Source organism: Streptomyces iranensis (assembly GCF_017874715.1).
GTDB classification, from domain to species: domain Bacteria; phylum Actinomycetota; class Actinomycetes; order Streptomycetales; family Streptomycetaceae; genus Streptomyces; species Streptomyces iranensis.
Genome location: NZ_JAGGLR010000014.1, coordinates 31,644 through 52,932, shown reverse-complemented (window position 1 = coordinate 52,932; position 21,289 = coordinate 31,644). Strand labels below are relative to the sequence as shown.

General features: G+C 74.5%; 2 protein-coding genes. Both read left to right on the top strand.

The window, feature by feature from the left end; all coding sequences use genetic code 11:
* The first annotated feature begins 8 nt into the window (after positions 1-8).
* Positions 9-20,039: a non-ribosomal peptide synthase/polyketide synthase gene (locus J2Z30_RS25220; RefSeq protein ID WP_044580022.1), complete on the top strand. Its 20,031-nt coding sequence runs from the start codon at positions 9-11 to the stop codon at positions 20,037-20,039.
* The gene (locus J2Z30_RS25215) at positions 20,036-21,286 is read left to right on the top strand and encodes an MFS transporter (RefSeq protein ID WP_044580021.1); all 1,251 of its coding nucleotides are present in this window, start codon (positions 20,036-20,038) and stop codon (positions 21,284-21,286) included. The genes J2Z30_RS25220 and J2Z30_RS25215 overlap by 4 nt, the downstream gene beginning before the upstream one ends.
* Positions 21,287-21,289 lie beyond the last annotated feature (3 nt).

Here is a 21,289-nt window from a genome sequence, read left to right as displayed (position 1 = left end):
AGGACGACATGACGTCTTCGAGGAAGGATCGCGCCGCCGCCCTGCCCGAGGAGCTGCGGGAGGCGCTGCGCCGCCGCCTCGCGGGCAGGGCCGGGCGCGCCGAGGCCATCCCCCGCGCGGACCGCGCGCGGCCGCTGCCGCTGTCCTTCGCCCAGGAGCGGCTGTGGTTCCTGCACACCCTCCAGCCGGAGGAGGCGGGATACAACAGCGCGCTGGCGCTGCGGCTGACCGGCGCGCTGGACGTGGCCGCGCTCTCCCGGGCGCTGGATGCCCTGGTGGAGCGCCATGAGGCGCTGCGGACCACGTTCGACGACCTCGACGGCCGGCCCGCCCAGGTGGTGTGCCCGGCCGTGCCCGTCCCGCTGCCGGTAGCCGACCTCACCGGTGAGGGCGGAGACACCGAGGCACTGGACCGGCTGCTGCTGGCCGAGTACGCCCGGCCGTTCGAGCTGCGGAGGGGTCCGGCGCTGCGGGTGCTGCTGATCCGGCTGGCCGAGGACGCGCACGTACTGCTGCTCACGGCCCATCACATCGTCACCGACGGCTGGTCGATGGGGGTGCTGCAGGACGAGCTGTGCGCGCTCTACGACGCGGGGCCCGGCGCGGACCCGCTGCCCCCGGTGCCGGTGCAGTACCCGGACTTCGCCGTATGGCAGCGGGAGCGGCTCTCGGGGGCCGCCCTGGACCGCCAGCTCGGCTACTGGAAGGAGCGGCTGGACGGCGTCGTCCCGCTGGAGCTGCCGATCGACCGGCCCCGGCCCGCCGCGCCCACCTCGGCGGGGGCGATCCACGAGTTCACGGTGGGCCGCGCCACCGCGGACCGGCTGCGGGCACTCGCGGCGCGCGAGCGGACCACGCTGTTCACGGCGCTGGTCGCCGCCTGCCAGGGGCTGTTCGCCCGCTGGTCGGGGCAGGACGACATCGCCATCGGCACCGTCACCTCTGGCCGTGGCCGTACCGAACTCGAGCGCGCCGTCGGCTTCTTCGTCAACACGGTGGTGCTGCGCTCCGCGGTGGACACGGCCCGTTCCTTCCGCGCGCTGCTGGCCGACGCCGGGGCCACGGTGCTGGACGCCTTCGCCCATGACGAGGCGCCGTACCAGCGGCTGGTGGAGGCCGTGGGGGCGCGCCGGGAGGCGGGCCGCAATCCGCTGTTCGACGTGATGGTGCTGCTGCACAGCGCCCCGGGGAGCGCGCCCCGGCTGTCCGGGCTCACGGCGACGAGCGTGGCCGTGCCCCGCCGGTCGGCCACCTTCGACCTCAGCGTCGAATTCGTCGAGGACGGGGAGGAGTTGCGGGGGCTGCTGGAGTACAGCACCGAGCTGTTCGATCAGGCGACCGCCGAGCGGATGGCGGGACATCTGCTGGTGCTGCTGGACGGGGTGGCGGCCGAACCGGACCGGCCGGTGCGCGAGCTGCCCCTGCTCACGGACGGGGAGCGGCGGCGGATGACGGCCGCCGGGCACGGCCCGGCGCTCGCGGTCGAACCGGCCACGTTTCCCGCGGTGTTCGAGGCGGCGGCGGCCCGTACGCCGGAGGCCACGGCCCTGGTGGCCTGCGACGCCACCTACGACTTCGCGGAGCTGAACGCGGCCGCCAACCGGCTGGCGCACCATCTGATCGCCCAGGGCATCGGCCCGGAGCGCGTCGTCGCGGTGAAGCTGCCCCGGACCTCCGACATGATCGTGGCGATCCTGGGTGTGCTCAAGGCGGGCGGGGTCTATCTGCCCCTCGATCCCGAACTCCCGGCCGAGCGCCTCGCGTTCCTCCTGTCCGACGCCCGGCCCGCACTGGTGCTCGACGAGGCCGCCCTGCGCGCCGTCCCGGCCACGCTGCCGGTGGCGAACCCCACGGCCGCGGACCGGACCGCCGTACTCCACCCCGACAGCGCCGCCTACGTCCTGTACACCTCGGGCTCCACCGGCCGCCCCAAGGGGGTGGCCGTGGAGCACCGGTCGCTGGTCAATCTGCTCGTCGGCCACCGCGAGGGCTTTGTGGCCGAGGCGGGCGGCGGCCCGCTGCGCGCGGCGCTGACCGCGTCGTTCTCCTTCGACACCTCACTGGAGGGGTTGCTGCTGCTGGCCGACGGCCATGAACTGCACCTCATCGACGAGGCAACCCGGCTCGACCCGGCCGCGCTCGTGGCGCGCGTCGCCGAGCGGCGCATCGACTTCCTCGACCTCACCCCCTCGTATCTGCGGCAGCTCCTCCCGGCCGGGCTGCTGGACCACCCCCGGCACCGCCCGCGGGTGCTGATGCTGGGCGGCGAGGCCATCGGTCCGTCGCTGTGGCGGCGGCTGGCGGACACGCCGGGGACGGCGGCGTACAACTTCTACGGTCCGACCGAGTGCACCATCGACGCGCTCGCGGCCCGGATCGGTGGCGCGGGGCGCCCGGTGGTGGGCCGCCCGCTGGGCAATCTGCGCGCCCATGTGCTCGACTCCCGGCTCCAGCCGCTGCCGGTGGGGGTGGCGGGTGAGCTGTATCTGGCGGGTGCGCAGGTGGCCCGGGGGTACCGGGGCCGTCCGGGGCTGACCGCCTCCCGCTTCGTGGCCGATCCGTACGGGCCCGCCGGGAGCCGGATGTACCGCACCGGTGACCTGGCCCGCTGGACCGCGGACGGGGAGCTGGACTACCTCGGCCGGGCCGACGACCAGGTGAAGGTCCGGGGCCACCGGATCGAACCGGGCGAGATCGAGGCGGCGTTGCTCAATCTGCCGGGCGTCGCCGAGGCGGCCGTCGTCGCGGTGACCGACGACCGCGGCCACACCCGGCTGGCCGCCTACTACGTGCCCGCGCCCAGCGGTGAGCCGCCCGCCCCCGGCGAGTTGCGCGCGGCGCTCGGGCGCACCCTGCCCGGCCATATGGTCCCCGGCGTCTTCGTCGCCCTCGACGCCATGCCGCTCAACACCAGCGGCAAGCTGGACCGCCGGGCGCTGCCCACGCCGCGACTGGACGCGGACCGGCCGGAGCGGGACGCCACCGCGCCGCGCACCGAGGCGGAGCGGGAGCTGGCGCGGATCTGGGCCGAGGTGCTGGGCGCCCGGACGGTGGGGGTGAACGACAACTTCTTCGAGCTGGGCGGCGATTCGATCCTCAGCATCCAGATCGTCTCCCGGGCGCGCCAGGCGGGGCTCGCGCTCACCTCGCGGGATGTCTTCCTGCACCAGACCATCGCCGAGCTGGCCGCCGCCGTGACGCCGCGCACCGCGCCCGAAGCCGCCGGGGACGAACCGGCGGAGGTGGCGGGACCGGCGCCGCTCACCCCGATCCAGCACTGGTTCTTCGCCACCCATGGCCCGCTGCGCCACTTCACCATGTCGATGGTCCTCGATCTGCCGCCCGACTTGGCCGAGGGCGCCCTGGAGGCCGCCCTGGACGCCGTGGTCGCGCACCACCCGGCCCTGCGCACCCGGTTCGTCCAGGGCGACGACGGCGAGTGGCGGCAGCTCGCGGGCGGCGCGCCGGGCGGGCCGGTGCTGCGCCGCCACGATCTGTCCGGGTTCGGCGGCGCGGAGGAGACGGCCGCGGCCGAGGCCGCCGCCGGGGCCGCCCGCGCCGAACTCGACCTGACCACGGGGGCGTTGCTGCGGGGTGCCCTGCTGCGGCGCGGCGCGGGGACCCGGCCGCGGCTGTTCCTCACCGCGCACCACCTGGCCGTGGACAGCGTCTCGTGGCGCATTCTGCTGGGCGATCTGGAGAGCGCCTACCGGCAGGCCGCCGCCGGGGAGCCGGTGCGCCTGGAGCCCGCCTCCACCCCCTTCACCACCTGGGCCCATCGACTGGGCGAGCGGGTGCGGGAGGGCGGGCTGGACGGCGATCTGCCGTACTGGGAGGGCGTACGGCGGGCGGGCGGCGCGGACCTCCCGGCGGACCGTCCCGGCACGGCCACCGCCGGGTCCACCCACACCGTGCGCGTGACGCTCGACCGCGAGGTCACCGACGGGCTGCTGCGCCGGGTGCCCGGGGCGTACCGGACGCAGATCAACGATGTCCTCCTCGGCGCGCTGGGGCGGGTGCTCGCCGGGTGGACGGGTGAGGGCCGCGTGCTGGTGGCCATGGAGGGCCATGGCCGGGAGGAGCTGGACGCGGCCGTCGATCTGTCCCGGACCGTGGGCTGGTTCACCACCCAGTACCCGGTGGCGCTGACGCTGCCCGGGGACGGCTGGGGCGCGGTGCTGAAGTCGGTGAAGGAGCAGCTGCGCGCGGTGCCGCACCGGGGGCTGAGCCATGAGGCGCTGGCGTATCTGAGCGCACCGGGCTCCCCCGCGCGGGCGCTCGCCGACGCGCCGCCGCCGGGCATCTGCTTCAACTACCACGGCCAGTGGGACTCGGGCGGGGACGGCGGCGCGTTCACGCTCACCGGGGAGAGCCTGGGGCGGGATCTGGCCGCCGACGAGCCGTCGGTGTATCCGCTCGATGTGTCCGCCGTGGTGGCGGACGGTGAGCTGGAGCTGACCTGGCTGTACTCCGACCGGGTCCACGACGTGGCCACGGTGCGGGGGCTCGCGGACGGGATGCTCACGGCGCTGCGGGAGATCGTGGCGCACTGCGACGGACCGGACGCGGGTGGCCGGACCCCCTCCGACTTCCCGCTGGCCCGGCTGGACCAGGCCGCCGTCGACCGGCTGGTGGGCGACGGCGGCCTGGTCGAGGACGTCTATCCGCTGACCCCGCTTCAGGAGGGCATGCTCTTCCACCGGCTGGTCGGCGGCGCGGAGGACGTCTACCTCGACCAGGCCACGCTGATCCTGGACGGGGTGGGCGACCCGGAGGCGTTCGCCCGCGCCTGGCAGCAGACGGTGGACGGCACACCGGTGCTCCGCACCGGCGTCGTCTGGGAGGGCGTCGAGCGGCCGCTGCAGATCGTCCGCCACCGGGCCGAGGTGCCCGTGACCCAGCTGGACTGGCGCGGGCTGCCGGAGGAGCGGCGCGAGGCCGAACTGGAGCGGTTCCGGGCCGAGGACCTGGCCCTGGGCATCGATCTGGCCGCGCCGCCGCTGATGCGGCTGGCCGTCGCCCGGCTGACCGACACCCGGGTGGCGCTGATGTGGACCTCGCACCATCTGGTCCTGGACGGCTGGAGCCTGGCGCAGGTGTTCACCGAGGTGTGCGAGCGGTACACCGCGGCGGCCCGGGGCCGTACTCCGGCGCTTCCCGCCCGCCGCCCGTTCCGCGACTATCTGCAGTGGCTGGACGGGCGGGACGGGCACGAGGCCGAGCGCCACTGGCGGGATGTGCTCGCCGGTTTCACCGCCCCGACCCCGCTCCCCGCCGACCGCAAGGCCGTGGAGTCCCACCGGGCGCGGTCCTCGGCGACCGTGGCGGTGTCGCTCACCCCCGGGGTGTCGGAGGAGCTGCGCCGTACGGCCCGCAGCGGCGGCCTGACCGTCAACACGATCGTGCAGGGCGCCTGGGCGCTGCTGCTGTCCCGGTACGGCGGCGAGGACGACGTGGTCTTCGGCACCACCGTCTCGGGCCGTCCGGCGGAGCTGGCCGGGGTCGAGTCGATGGTCGGGATGTTCATCAACACCCTGCCGACCCGGGTGCGGGTGGACACCGCCCGGAACACCGGGGACTGGCTGCGGGACCTCCAGATGGCGCAGTCCGCGTCCCGGCGGCATGAATCCGTCTCGCTGGCGCAGGTGGCGGGCTGGAGCGAGATTCCGGCCGGGACGCCGCTCTTCGATTCGATGGTGGCCTTCGAGAACTACCCCTTTGACGACTCCTCGGCGCGCGAGGCGGGCCTGCGGATCGTCGAGGTCCGCTCGATCGACGCCACCAACTTCGGCCTGAGTCTGCGGGCCCGTCTCTCCGACCGGCTGGGCTTCGACCTCGGCTATGACCCGGGGCTGTTCGACGCCCGGACCGCGGCCGCGCTCGCCGACCGGCTGTGTCTGCTGCTCACCGCGATCGCGGCCGACCCCGACCGCCCACTGCGGGCGCTTCCGTGGACCACCGCGGAGGAGCGGCGGCGGATCCTGGTGGAGTGGGGTGGCGGCGCGGCTCCTGAGGCGCCGGAGCGGACGCTGGTGGACCTGTTCGAGGAGCAGGCCGCCCGCGCCCCCGGGGCCATCGCCGTCTCGTGTGCCGGGGTTTCGCTGTCGTACGCCGAACTCGACGCGCGGGCGGGCCGGTTGGCGCATCGGCTGATCGCCGAGGGTGCCGGGCGGGAGCGGTATGTGGCGCTGGCGCTGCCCCGTTCGCCGGAGATGATCGTGGCGATCGTGGCGGTGCTGAAGACGGGTGCGGCCTATCTGCCCCTCGACCCGGACCAGCCGTCCGGCCGGATCGCCCGGATGCTCGCCGACGCCGAACCGGTGGCCCTGCTGACCACCACCGACCTTCAGACGCGGCTCGCCGAGGACGAGGACGCCGCCGAACACGGCGCCGTGACCCGGCTGTGCCTGGACGACCCCGCCCTGATCGCCGATCTGGAGCGCCGGTCCGCCGCCCTCCCGGCCGGTTCCGGGCCGCTGCCGGAGAGCCCCGCCTACGCCATCTACACCTCCGGGTCCACGGGCGTGCCCAAGGGAGTGGTGATCCCGCACTCCAATGTGGTCCGGCTGTTCTCCCGGACACGGGATTGGTTCTCTTACGACGCGAGCGATGTGTGGACGCTGTTCCACAGCTACGCCTTCGACTTCTCCGTCTGGGAGATCTGGGGGCCGCTGCTGCACGGCGGCCGGCTCGTGGTGGTCCCGTACGCCGTCTCCCGCTCCCCCGAGGAGTTCCTGCGGCTGCTGGCGGAGGAGCGGGTGACGGTGCTCAGCCAGACGCCGTCCGCCTTCCAGGGGCTGATGCGCGCCGACGAGGAGCACCCCGGAGCCCAACTCGCCCTGCGCCGGGTGGTGTTCGGCGGTGAGGCGCTCGACGCGCGGCGGCTGGCGGGCTGGTACGCACGGCATCCGGACACCTCGCCGGTGCTGGTCAACATGTACGGGATCACCGAGACCACCGTGCATGTCACCTACGCCCCGCTCGACCGCGCGGCTCCGTCCGTCGCGGCGAGCGCCATCGGCACCGGCATCCCCGATCTGCGGGTGTATGTGCTGGACGAGGCGCTGGCGCCGGTGCCACCGGGGGCGGTGGGCGAACTGTATGTGGCGGGGGCCGGGCTCGCCCGGGGCTATCTGCGCCGTCCGGGCCTGACCGCGTCCCGTTTCATGGCCGATCCGTACGGGCCCGCCGGGAGCCGGATGTACCGCACCGGCGACCGGGCCCGGTGGAGCGCGGACGGCGAGCTGGAGTACCTGGGCCGCGCCGACGGCCAGGTGAAGATCCGTGGTTTCCGGATCGAGCCCGGGGAGATCGAGGCCGCCCTGACCGCCCATCCGGGGGTCGGCGACGCGGTGGTGACCGTGTGGGAGGACCAGCCCGGGGCGCGGCGGCTGGTGGCCTATGTGGTGGCCGCCGGTTCGGCCGCGCCACCGCGGGCCGGTGAGTTGCGGGAGTTCCTTCAGCGGTCGCTGCCCGCACAGATGATCCCGGCGGCGTTCGTGGCGCTGGACGCGCTGCCGCTGACCGCAAACGGCAAGCTGGACCGGCGCGGACTGCCCGCGCCCGGCCTCGACGGCTTCGCGGCGAGCGCCGAGCGGATCGCCCCGCGCACCGAGGCCGAGCGCACGGTGGCGCGGGTGTGGGCCGAGGTGCTCCCGGTCGAGGAGGCCGGGGCGACCGACGACTTCTTCGCCCTGGGCGGCGATTCGATCCTGGCCATCCGGGTGGCCTCCCGGCTGCGGACGGCCTTCGGCACCGAGGTCACCCCGCGCGCGCTGTTCACCCACACCACCGTGGCCGAGCTCGCCGCCGCGCTGAGCGAGCCGGAGACGGGCGGTACTCCGGATGACGGTGGGGCGGCGGAAGACGGCGGGGCGGCGGACGCCATCCCGGCCGTGCCACGGGACGGCGAGCTGCCGCTGTCGTATCCGCAGGCGCGGTTGTGGTTCCTGGACTCCTTCGACGGCGGTGGCACGGAGTATGTGACACCGTTCGCGCTGCGGCTGCGCGGCCGCCTGGACACCACCGCGCTGCGCACCGCCCTGGACGCCCTGGTGGCCCGGCACGAGCCGCTGCGCACCACCTTCGCCGAGGTGGACGGCCGCGGGGTGCAGCGGGTGCACGATCCGTATCCGGTGGCACTGCCGGTGTACGACCTCGCGGCCCGTCCCGTGGCGACGCGCGAGCGGGAGCTGGAGCGGCTGCTGGAGCGGGAGGGCGCCACCCCCTTCGAGCTGCGCACCGGGCCGCTGCTGCGGGCGTCCCTGATCCGGCTGGACGACGAGGAGCACGTCCTCACCCTGACGATGCACCACATCGTCACGGACGGCTGGTCCACGGCCGTCATCAGCGCCGATCTGAGCGAGCTGTACGGCGCGGCGGTCATGGCACGGCGGCCCGCGCTCGCCCCGCTGCCGCTGGGCTACGCCGACTACGCGGCGTGGCAGCGCGATCCGCTCGGCGGCGCGGCGCGGATGGAGCCGCAGCTGGAGTACTGGCGGGCGCGGCTGGCGGATCTGGCGCCGCTGGAGCTGCCGACCGACCGTCCCCGGCCGGCCGTGCAGACCAGATGCGGGGCGCTGCTGGAGTTCACCCTGCCCGCCGCGCTGGTGGAGCGGCTGCGCGCGGCCGGGCGGCGGCGCGACTCCACCCTCTTCATGACGCTCCTCGCCACCTGCCAGGTGCTGCTGGCCCGCTGGTCGGGGCAGCAGGACATCGCGGTGGGCACCGTGACCTCGGGACGGGAGCGGCCCGAGCTGGAGCACTTGGTCGGGATGTTCGTGAACACGCTGGTACTGCGCACCCGGGTGGACGCCGACGACTCGTTCGAGGAGCTGCTCACCCGGGTGCGGGGCACCGCGCTGGACGCCTTCGCCCACCAGGACGTGCCGTTCGAGCGGATCGTGGACGCGCTCCAGCCGGAGCGGGACACCAGCCGCACCCCGCTCTTCCAGGTCATGGTGGCGCTGCACAACCTGGGTGCCGAGGTGCCCGACCTGCCCGGTCTCACCGTGGAGGCGGTACGGGTCCCGGGCCGGACCGCCGGTTTCGACCTGGGCTTCGACTTCGTGGCGGGCCCCGGCGGCCTGACCGGCTTCGTGGAGTACAACACCGATCTGTTCGACGCGGCCACCGTGGAGCGGATGGCCCGTCAGCTGCGGCTGCTGCTGGAGGCGGTGGCGGAGGACCCCGGGCTCCGGGTGGGCGAACTGCCGCTGCTGACCGCCGGGGAGCGGCGGACGGTGCTGGAGGAGTGGAACGACACCGCGCTCGCCGTGCCGGACACCACCTTCCCCCGGCTCTTCGAGGAACAGGCCGCCCGCACCCCGGGCGCCACCGCGTTGGTGGCCTCCGACGCCACCTACGACTTCGCGGGGCTGAACGCGGCCGCCAACCGGCTGGCCCACCATCTGATCGCCCAGGGCGTGGGCCCGGAGAAGGTGGTCGCGGTCAGGCTTCCGCGCACCGCCGAGCTGATGGTGGCCCTGCTCGCGGTCCTCAAGGCGGGCGGTACGCAGCTGTACGTGGACCCCGGGCTGCCCGCGACGCGCGCGCGGTTCCTGCTGGAGGACGCGGCGCCCGAGGTCGTCCTCACCCCCGGTGCCCTGAGGGACGCGCCCCTGGACCGGCTGCCGGACACCGATCCCACCGACGCGGACCTGCTGTCCCCGCTGCGGCCCGCGCACACCGCGTACATCACCTACACCTCGGGGTCCACCGGCCGCCCCAAGGGTGTCGCCGTCGAGCACCGTCAGCTGGTCAACCTCTGCCTCGACCACCGGGCCGGGCTCATCGCACCGCACCAGGCCGAGGCGGGCCGCCCGCTGCGCTCGGCGCTGACCGCCGCGTTCTCCTTCGACACCTCCTGGGAGGGCGCGGTGTTCCTGGCCTCGGGCCAGGAGGTGCACTTGGTGGACGACGCGGTACGGCTCGACCCGGCCGCCCTCGTGGCCCTGGTCGAGGACCGTGGCCTGGACTTCCTCGACGTCACCCCGTCGTACCTCCATGAGCTGATGGCGGCCGGGCTGTTCGCCGGGGACCGCCACCGCCCCCGGATCGTCATGGTGGGCGGCGAGGCCCTCGGGGCGGCGCTGTGGCGGGAGCTGCGCGCGGTGCCGGGCGTGGCCGCGTACAACTTCTACGGGCCCACCGAATGCGCCGTGGACGCGGTTTACGGCGACCTGGCCGGTCTCGGCGACCGTCCGCTCATCGGGCGGCCCGGCCGCAATCTGCGGGCGTACGTCCTGGACGGCACGCTGCGGCCGGTGCCGCCCGGCGTCCCCGGTGAGCTCCATCTGGCCGGGGCGCAGGTCGCCCGCGGCTATCTGCGCCGCCCGGGGCTCACCGCGGGCCATTTCGTCGCCGACCCGTACGGCCCTCCCGGCAGCCGGATGTACCGCACCGGCGACCGGGCGCGCTGGACGGCGGACGGGACGCTGGAGTTCCTCGGCCGCGCGGACGAACAGCTCAAGATCCGCGGGTTCCGGATCGAGCCCGGCGAGATCGAGGCCGCGCTGCTGGGCCATCCGGCGGTCCGGGAGGCGGTGGTCGTGGCCCGCGAGGACACCGGTCACCGGCGGCTGGTGGCCTATCTGGTGGCCTGTTCCGACGACTCGACCGACTCCCCCGATCCGGTGGAGCTGCGTGCCCTGCTCAAGCGCACCCTGCCCGACTACATGGTCCCGGCCGCCTTCGTGACGCTGGACCGGATGCCCCGCACCGACAGCGGCAAGGTGGACCGGCGCGCGCTGCCCGCTCCCCCGGACCGCCCCGAGCAGGGCTCGCCGTATGTGGCGCCCCGGACCCCCGCCGAGACGGTGCTGGCGGGCGTGTGGGCCGAGGTGCTGGGCGTGCCCGCGGTGGGGGTGGAGGACAACTTCTTCGCCCTGGGCGGCGATTCGATCCTCAGCATCCAGATCGTCTCCCGCGCCCGCCAGGCCGGGCTGACGCTCACCTCCAAGGACGTCTTCCGCCACCAGACCATCGCGGAGCTCGCGCTGAGCGTCGAGACGGCCCGGCGGCAGCCACTCGCCGAGACGGCCGGGGCGGCGGCCGGACCGGCGCCGCTGACGCCCATCCAGCACTGGTACCTGGACGGGCGGCGACCCGGCGACCGGCACCACTTCACCATGGGCCACCGGCTGGAGCTCACCGGCGACCTCGACGAGGCCGCCCTGCGGCAGGCGGTGGACGCCCTGGTGGCGCACCACGCCGCGCTGCGCACCCGCTTCCTGGTCGTCGACGGGCAGTGGCGCCAGGAGGTCCTGCCCACCGCCCCCGGCGGTGTCCTGGAGCGGCACGACCTGTCCGGTCGGGACGACGCGGCACGCGCCGAAGCCGTACGGGAGGCGACGGTCGCGGCCCAGACGGGGCTGGACATCGCCGAGGGGGCCGTGCTGCGGGCGCTGCTGTTCACCTTCGGGCCCGGACGGCCGCCGGAGTTGCTGCTCACCGCCCACCATCTGGTGGTGGACGGCGTCTCCTGGCGGATCCTGCTCGGCGATCTGGAGACCGCCTACCGTGGCGCCGCCGCCGGTGGCGCTGCCACCCTGCCCCCGGCGAGCAGCGCCTTCACCCATTGGGCCACCCGGCTGGCGGACCATGTGCGCTCCGGCGGGCTCGACGGCGACCTGGCGTACTGGACGGGCGTGGCGCGCTCCGCGCCCGCCGCGCTCCCCGTCGACCGCGAGGGCCCCAACACCCATGAGACGGCGGCCACGGTGACCACGGTCCTCGGCCGCGCCGAGACCGAGGCGCTGCTGCGCCGGGTCCCCGGCGTCTACCGGACGCGGATCAACGACGTACTGCTCGCCGCGCTCGGCCGGAGCCTGGCGCGCTGGACCGGCGGGGACACGGTGCTGATCGGCGTGGAGGGACACGGCCGCGAGGATCTCTTCGAGGATCTGGACCTCTCCCGTACGGTCGGCTGGTTCACCGCCGAGTACCCGCTCGCGCTGACCGTCGACGCCGGGGCGGGGTGGCGTGACACCCTCCGGTCCGTCAAGGAGCAGCTGCGCGCCGTTCCGCACCATGGGCTCGGCCACGGGGCGCTGTGCCATCTGGCCCCCGAGGACTCCCCGGCCGGGGAGCTGCGGGGTGGTCCGTCGCCGCAGATCGTCTTCAACTACCACGGCCAGTGGGACGTGGCCGCGGCCGACGAAAGGTCCCCGTCCCTGTACCGCGCCGCGCTCCCCGTGACCGGCCAGGACGCCGCGCCCGGGGAGACCCGCCCGGGTCTGCTGGAGGTCACCGGGGCGGTCCAGGACGGCCGTCTCGAGCTGGGCTGGAGCTATCCGGCGCGGATGTACGACGAGGCCACCGTGCGCCGGGTCGCGGACGGCTGTCTGGCCGCGCTGAAGGAGATCGTCGCGCACTGCGCCGAGCCCGGCGCGGGCGGGCGCACCCCGTCCGACTTCCCGCTCGCCCGGCTCGGCCGGCGGCAGGTGGATCTGATCGCCGGTGACGGCGGCGCGGTGGAGGACGTGTATCCGCTGACCCCGCTCCAGGCGGGCATGCTGTTCCATGGCCTCGTGGACGGCGCTGCCACCGGTGGCGCCTACTTCGACCAGATCGCCATCCGGATCGGCGGGATCGCCGACCCGGACGCCTTCGCGGCCGCCTGGCAGCGGGTGGTGGACCGTACGCCGGTCCTGCGCAGCTCGGTCCGCTGGGAGGGGCTCGCCGAGCCCGTCCAGGTCGTTCACCGCCGGGCCGACCTGCCCACCGTCCGGCTGGACTGGCGGGAGTTGACGCCGTCCGCGCGGGAGGAGGCCCTGCGGCGGCTGCTGGCCGGGGACCGCGCGGCCGGGATGGAACTGACCTCGGCCCCGCTGAGCCGGATCGCGGTGGCCGGGCTGCCCGATGACGAGGTCATGCTGGTGTGGACCTCGCACCATCTGATGCTCGACGGCTGGAGCACCGGCCAGATCTTCGCCGAGGTGTGCGAGACCTACGCGTCCCTCGTGGCCGGGCGCCCGCCCCGGCCGCCCGCCCGCCGGGCCTTCCGGGACTTCCTGCGCTGGTTGCGTGAGCAGGACCGGGAACGCGCGGAGCGGCATTGGCGCGAGGTGCTGTCGGGGTTCGGCGCCCGCACACCGCTGCCGTACGACCGGCCGCCCCGGGAGGCGCATCGCACCACCTCGACCGCGCTGACCCGGCTGGAGCTGACCGAGGAGGTGTCCGCCCGGTTGCGGGAGACCGCGCGCGGCGGCGGGCTGACGGTCAACACGGTGGTGCAGGGCGCGTGGGCACTGCTGCTGTCGCGGTACGCCGGTGTGCCCGACGTGGTGTTCGGCACCACCGTCTCGGGCCGTCCGGAGGGGCTGCCGGGCGTGGAGACGATGGTCGGCATGTTCATCAACACGGTCCCCACCCGGGCCGTGGCCGAGGGCGGCCGTGAGGTCGTGGCATGGCTGCGGGAGCTCCAGGAGCAGCAGAGCGAGTCCCGCCGCTTCGACTTCATCGCCCTCCCCCGGATCCAGGCCCTCAGCGCGGTGCCGGCCGGTGAGGCGCTCTTCGACAGCATGATGGTGTTCGAGAACTACCCCTTCGACGAGGCGTCGGCGGCCGGTGCCGGGATCCGGGTGCGGGAGGTGCGGGCCGAGGACTCCACCAGTTTCCCGCTGTGTCTGCGCGCCTATCTCGGCGACCGGCTGGGCTTCGACCTCGCCTACGACCCGGCGCTGTTCGACGCGGCCACGGTGGAGCGGGCGGCGGCCCATCTGGAGACGCTGCTCACCGGGATCGCGGATGGCGCCGGGCGGTCGCCGGACGAGCTGCCGCTGCTGACGGAGGCGGAGCGCCTGCGGGCGGCCGGCGAGTGGAATGCCACCGCCCGGCCGCTGCCGGAGGGTTCGCCGGTGGAGCTGTTCGCCGAGCGGGTGCGCCTCTGCCCGGACGCCGTCGCCGTCACCGACGGCACCACCTCGCTCGGCTACGCCCAACTCGACGAGTGGGCGGGCCGGTTGGCCGGACATCTGCTGCGGTCCGGGGTGCGTCCCGAGGACCGGGTGGCGCTGCTCATGGACCGGTCGGTGGAACTGGTCGTGGCCCAGCTCGCGGTGGTCAGGGCCGGTGGGGTGTACGTACCGGTGGACGCCCGCGCCCCGCGCGACCGGCGGCGCACGCTGCTGGACCAGGCGGGCGCCGCGGTCGTGCTGACGCCGGAGGAGGTGGCCGCCGCCCGGGAGGGCGAGCCGGTGGCGGCCGCGGTGCCGGTGCACCGGGACCAGCTGGCGTATGTGATGTTCACCTCCGGGTCGACCGGTGTGCCGAAGGCCGTGGGGGTGCGCCATCGCGATGTGGCGGCGCTCGCCCTGGACCGTGCTTTCGCCGGTGGCGGCCATGAGCGGGTGCCGCTGCACTCGCCGGTGGCGTTCGACGCCGCCACCTACGAGATGTGGGTGCCGCTGCTGAACGGTGGCCGGGTGGTGGTGGCACCGGGCGAGCTGGACGCCCCCGCGGTGCGCCGGCTGGTGGCCGAGCAGGGGGTGACGGGGCTCTGGCTGACCGCCGGGCTGTTCCGGCTGCTGGCCGGGGACGCGCCGGACTGCTTCACGGGCCTGCGCGAGGTGTGGACCGGCGGCGATGTGGTGCCCGCGGCCTCGGTGCGCCGGGTGCTGGAGCGCTGCCCCGGGCTGACCGTGGTGGACGGCTACGGGCCGACCGAGACCACCACCTTCGCCACGTACTTCCCGATGTCCCGCGCCGACGAGGTGCCCGAGGTGGTGCCGATCGGCCGACCGCTGGACAACATGCGGGTCCACGTCCTGGACTCCAGGATGCGGATCGTGCCGCCGGGTGTGGTCGGCGAGCTCTTCGTCGCCGGGGAGGGGGTGGCACGCGGCTACCTCGGCCGCCCCGGTCCGACCGCGGCGGCGTTCCTCCCCGATCCGTACGGGCCCGCCGGGGAGCGGATGTACCGCACCGGCGATCTGGCGCGGCGACGCCCGGACGGCACGGTGGAGTTCCTCGGCCGCGCCGATGACCAGGTCAAGGTCCGTGGCTTCCGGATCGAGCCGGGCGAGGTGGAGGGGGTGCTGGCCGGGCATCCGGAGGTGGCGGATGTCGCGGTGGTGGCCCGGGAGGACGGTCCCGGTGGCAAGCGGCTGGTGGCCTATGTGGTGGCCGCCGGTGACACCCCGGTGGAGGGTGACCCGCTGCGGGCGTACGCGGCCGAGCGGCTGCCGGGCTACATGGTGCCGTCGGCCATTGTCCCGCTGGAGGCGCTGCCGCTCGGCCCCACCGGGAAGCTGGACCGCGCGGCGCTGCCCGCGCCGGGCCCGGACACCCGCCGCACGCCCTACCGGGCGCCGCGCGAGGGGGCCGAACGGGCCGTGGCGGCGGTCTGGGCCGAGGTGCTGGAGGTGGAGCGGGTCGGCGCCGGGGACAACTTCTTCGAACTCGGCGGCGACTCGATCCTCTCCATCCGGCTCACCTCACGGCTGCGGGAGGTGCTCGGGGTGGCGCCGTCGCCCCGTCTGGTGTTCACCCATCCGACCGTCGCCGCCCTGGCCGAGGCGCTCGATGGCGCGGACGGCCGTGGCGCGGACCGGCCCGCCCCGATCACACCGGTGGCCCGGGACGGCGAGCTCCCGCTGTCGTATCCGCAGCAGCGGCTGTGGTTCCTGGACTCCTTCGCCCCCGACAGCGCCGAGTACATCACCCCGCTGGCGCTGCGGATGCGGGGAGCCCTCGATGTGGACGCGCTCAGCGCGGCGCTGACCGCGCTGGTGGCCCGGCACGAGTCGCTGCGGACCACCTTCGACGCGGTGGACGGCCGCGGGGTGCAGATCGTGCACGCCCCACGGGAGATCCGGCTCGACCCGTACGACCTGTCCCTTCTCCCCGCCGCCGAACGGGAGGCGGAGCTGCGGGAGCTGCTGGCGTACGAACGGGCGCGCCCGTTCGATCTGCGGCGCGGCCCGCTGCTGCGGACCGGGCTGATCCGGCTCGGTGCCCAGGAACACGTGCTGAGCCTGACACTGCATCACATCATCACGGACGGCTGGTCCACCGGTGTGCTCATCGGCGATCTGCGGGAGCTGTACCGGGCGGCGCTGAGCGGTGAGCCCGCGGCGCTGCCCCCGCTCCCGGTGAGTTACGCGGACTTCGCCGCCTGGCAGCGCACCGAACTCACCGCTCCCCGAGCGGATGAGGAACTTGCCTACTGGACACGGCAGTTGGCCGAAGTGCCGCCGCTGGAGGTGCCCACCGACCGGCCCCGCCCGGCGGTGCGGACGAAGCACGGCGCCACCGTGGAGTTCACGGTGCCCGCCGGGGTGAGCTCGCGCCTCAAGGAGTTCGGGCAGACGCGGGGCACCACCCTGTTCATGACGCTGGTGGCGGCGGCCCAGATCCTGCTGGCCCGGCTGTCGGGCGGGCGGGACATCGCCGTGGGTACCGTCACCTCGGGGCGGGAGCGCCCCGAGGTGGAGCGGCTGATCGGCTTCTTCGTCAACACCCTGGTGCTGCGCTCCACCGTCGATCCGCACGCCCGCTTCGGCGACTTCCTGGCCGAGGTGCGCGGCACCGTCCTGGACGCCTTCGCCCATCAGGCGGTGCCGTTCGAACGGGTGGTGGACGAGGTGCGGCCGGTGCGGGACACCAGCCGGACACCGCTGTTCCAGGCGATGGTGGTGCTGCAGAACGCCCCGGGCCGGGCACTGGAGCTGCCCGGTCTGGAGCTGGCGGACGTGGAACTCGACACGCAGACCGCCGCCTTCGACCTCACCTTCGAGTTCGCCGAGGCCGAGGAGGGTGTGCTGCGCGCTCTGATCGGCTACAGCACCGATCTGTTCGACGCCCCGACCGTGGAGCGGATGGGCACGGCCCTGCGGGCGCTGCTCGCCGGGATCGCCGCGGATCCGGAACTGCCGGTGGGCGCGCTGCCCCTGACCACCCCGGCCGAGCTGCGGCGCACCCTGGTCGAGTGGAACGACACCCGCCTGGAGGTGGAGCGGGCCACGCTGCGCGAGCTGTTCGAACGGCAGGTGGCCGTCTCGCCGGATGCCACGGCCGTGCGGTACGGGAAGGGCGATCTCACCTTCGCCGAGCTGGAGGTGGCCGCGAACCGGCTGGCGCACCGGCTGATCGGCCGGGGCGTGGGGCCGGAGCGGCTGGTGGCGCTGGTGCTGCCGCGTTCGGTGGAGATGCTGGTGGCGCAGCTGGCCGTGGCGAAGGCGGGCGGTGCGTTCCTGCCGGTCGACCCCGGCTATCCGAAGGAGCGGGTGGCGTTCATGCTGCGCGACGCCGCGCCCTCGGTGGTGCTCGACGACGCGGCCTCGGTGTGGGCCGAGGCGGGCCCCGCCGCGCCACCCCCACGCCGTGGCCTGACGCCGGACCATCCGGCGTATGTCATCTACACCTCCGGCTCCACCGGTGTGCCCAAGGCGGTCGTGGTCACCCATGCCGGGCTGGCCGGTTTCTCGGCCGCCGCGGCCGCGCACTACGACGTACGGGCCGGGGACCGGGTGCTGCAGTTCTCCTCCCCCAGCTTCGACGCCTCCGTCCTGGAGCTGTGTGTCTCGCTGCCCCGTGGCGCGGCGCTGGTGATCGGTGACGAGGGCCCGCTGCTGGGCGAGCGGCTGGCCGAGGTGCTCGGCGGACAGCGGATCACCCATGCGCTGATCCCGCCGGCCGCGCTGGCCACCGTGCCGGAGGCGGATCGGCGGACGGGGCTGCCGGATCTGCGGACCCTGATCGTCGGCGCCGACGCCTGCTCCGCCGAACTGGTGGACCGCTGGGCGCCGGGGCGGCGAATGGTCAACTCCTACGGCCCGACCGAGGCCACGGTGGTGAGTACCTGGTCCGGGGCGCTGACCGCCGGGTCGGGGGTGCCGCCGATCGGCCGGCCGATCCCGAACACCCGGGTCTACGTACTGGACGAGGCGCTGCGCCCGGTACCGGTGGGCGTGGCCGGGGAGCTGTATGTGGCGGGCACGGGGCTGGCGCGGGGCTATCTGGGCCGTCCGGGGCTGACCGCCGCACGGTTCGTGGCCGATCCGTTCGGCCCGGCGGGCGGGCGGATGTACCGCACCGGCGACGTGGTGCGGTGGACCGGCGACGGCGAGCTCGCGTTCCTGGGCCGCGCCGACGACCAGGTCAAGGTCCGTGGCTTCCGGATCGAACCCGGCGAGGTGGAGAGCGCGCTGCGGCGCAGCCCGGAGGTACGGGAAGCGGTGGTCGCCGTACGGGAGACCGCCCCGACTCCGGAGCAGCCCTCCGGCGGGAAGCGCCTGGTGGGCTATGTCGTCCCGGCGCCGGGTACCTCGCCGACCGCCGCCTCGCTGCGCGACGTCCTGGGGCGGACCCTGCCGTCCCATATGGTGCCGTCGGCGTTCGCCACCCTGGACGCCCTTCCGCTTAACGCCAACGGCAAGGTGGACCGCCGGGCGCTGCCCGATCCGGATCCGGTGCCCATCGCCTCCGGGGCGCGCCATGTCGCCCCGCGCACCCCGATGGAGCGCCGGATCGCGGACATCTGGGCCGATGTGCTCGGTCTGGAACGTGTGGGTGTGGAGGACAACTTCTTCGAGCTCGGCGGGGATTCCATCCTCAGCATCCAGGTGGTCTCCCGCGCCCGGCAGGCCGGTCTGCGGCTCACCACCAAGGACCTGTTCACCCATCAGACGGTGGCGGGGCTCGCCACCGTGGCCACCGCCGAACGGGACGAGGGCCGTGCGGAGCCGGGGACCGGGTCGCTTCCGCTCACCCCGATCCAGCGCTGGTTCTTCGCCACCCACACCGTGAATCCGCGCCACTTCAACCAGTCCACACTGCTGGAGCTGCACCAGGAGCCGGACGAGAAGGCGCTGGAGGGGGCGCTGGCGGCGCTCCTGGTCCACCATGACGCGCTGCGCACCCGGTTCACCGAGGACGGCGGCGAGTGGCACGGCCACGTCCCGGAACCGGATGGCGACGGCGCCGTCCTGGACCGCCATGACCTGTCCGGTCTGCCGGCGCGGGAGGCGGACGCTGCGATGGAGAAGGCGGCCGACGCGCTCCACGCTGGCTTCGACCTGGGCCGCGGGCCGCTGCTGCGGGCCGCGCTTTTCCGCTTCGGCGAGGCCCGGCGGCCGTTCCTCTTCCTGACCGCGCACCATCTGGTCATCGACGGGGTGTCCTGGCGGATCCTGCTGGACGACCTGGACATCGCCTATCAGCAGGGGGTGCGGGGCGAACCGGTGGACCTCGGCACCAGGACCACCGCCTTCCGCGACTGGGCGCGGCGGCTCGCGGAGCATGTGTCCGAGGGCGGCCTGGACCATGAGGCCGACCACTGGTGCGAGGTTCTCGACGCCCGGCCGCTGCCGGTCGACCATCAGGTGGCCACGCCGGGGCCCGAGATCGGTACGGTGCCGGTCGAGCTCGACGAGCGGGACACCGAGGCGCTGCTGCGCTCGGCGCCCACCGCCTATCGCACCCGCATCAACGATGTGCTGCTCGCCGCCCTCGCGGTGGCGCTGTCCCGCTGGACGGGCCAGGAGCGGGTGTCGGTGGAGCTGGAGGGCCATGGGCGCGAGGACGTCCTGGACGGTGTCGATCTCTCCCGTACGGTGGGCTGGTTCACCACCATGTATCCGGTCTCCTTCGAGCTGCCGGACCTCCCCGACGGCGGGGCGGCCGACTGGCGGGGGCTGGTCAAGTCGGTGCGGCGGCGGCTGCGGACCGTCCCCGGCAACGGCTTCGGCTTCGGGGCGCTGCGCGCCTTCGGCCCACCCGAGCTGCGCGAGCGGCTGTCCCGGCACGGCGCCGGGCCGCAGATCGTGTTCAACTACCTCGGCCAGTGGGACGCCCGTTCGGCCGAGTCCCAGGGCGGTCTGGTCCACGCCGAGCACGGCTCGTTCGGCCAGGACCACGATCCGCGCGAGGGCGGCTCCCATCTGCTGGAGGTGGTGGGCGCGGTGCAGGACGCCCGGCTCGGCTTCACCTGGCGCTACCGCCCCGATGTGCACGAGAGGGCGACCGTGGAGGCGGTGGCCGGGGACTTCGCGGAGGCGCTGCGCCGGATCGCCGTGGACTGCCGGGGCTCCGTATGACCGCCGCCCCGCCGGTGTCGCCGCCGGTTCCGCTGTCGCGCAACCGGGACTACCGGCTGCTGTGGGGCAGTCAGGCACTCTCGGAGTTCGGCTTCCACACGGCGCTGATCGCGTTTCCGCTGCTGGTCCTCGCGCTCACCGGCTCGGGCGCCGCCTCCGGTCTGGTCATGGGCACCATCGCCGCCGCACAGATGGTGACCGGGCTCCCGGCGGGTGTCCTGGTGGACCGCTACGACCGCAAGGCCATCATGCTGGGCTGTGAGGCGGCCCAGGCGGTCTCCGCCATCAGCCTGGTGGCCGCCGTGTGGGCGGGCGCGGCCACCGTCTGGCACATGGTCGTCGTGGCGGCGGTGTTCGGGGCGAGCGCGGCGCTCTTCGAACCGGCCGAGAGCTCGTCGCTGCCCGCCCTGGTGGCGGACGAGCATCTGCCCACGGCGGTGGCGATGAACACGGCACGGGCCTCGATGGGGCAGCTGGCGGGCACCGCGACCGGCGGGTTCCTGTTCGCCGTGGGGCGGTTCGTGCCCTTCCTGGTGGACGCCGTGACACATACGCTCTCCTTCGTCGCGCTGCTCTTCGTCCGGCTGCCCCGGCGCGAGCGGCCCGCCGTCGGGATGGGCCCGCTGGGCCGGGAGGCGCTGGACGGGCTGCGGTGGGTGTGGGGGGAGCGGCGAATCCGGGTCACGGTGGTGTGCGCGGTGGTGCTCAACCTGTTCTTCAGCGCCTTCTACCTCGTCGTCATCGTGCTCGCCGAGTCCCGGGGGGTGCCCTCCGGGGAGGTCGGCGTGATGGCGGCCATGCTCGGGGTGGGCGGGGTGGCGGGTGCGCTGCTGGCGCCCGTACTGCACCGGCGGCTGGGCCCGTACGGCGGCATCATCGCGGTGTTCTGGGCTCTGGCCGTGCTCGCCCCGGTCACCGTGCTGATGGACAGCGGCTATCTCATCGGGGTGCTGTTCGCCCTGATGGCGCTGTTCCCGCCGACGGCGAACACCGCCATCATGACCGACCAACTGTTGCGCACCCCGGACGAGCTGCGCGGCAGGCTCACCAGCACACTCGTCCTGGCCTGCGGTGCCGCGGGCGCGGCGGGCCCCGCGCTGGGCGGATCGCTCGCCCAGGCCCTGCCGGGCGACCGGGCGATCCTGCTCTGCTCGGCGGGGATGTCCACCGCGGCCGTCCTCGCCACCGTCAGCCCGACCCTGCGCACGCTGTCCCGCCGCCATGAGGCCGGGCGGCCGACCGACTGACCG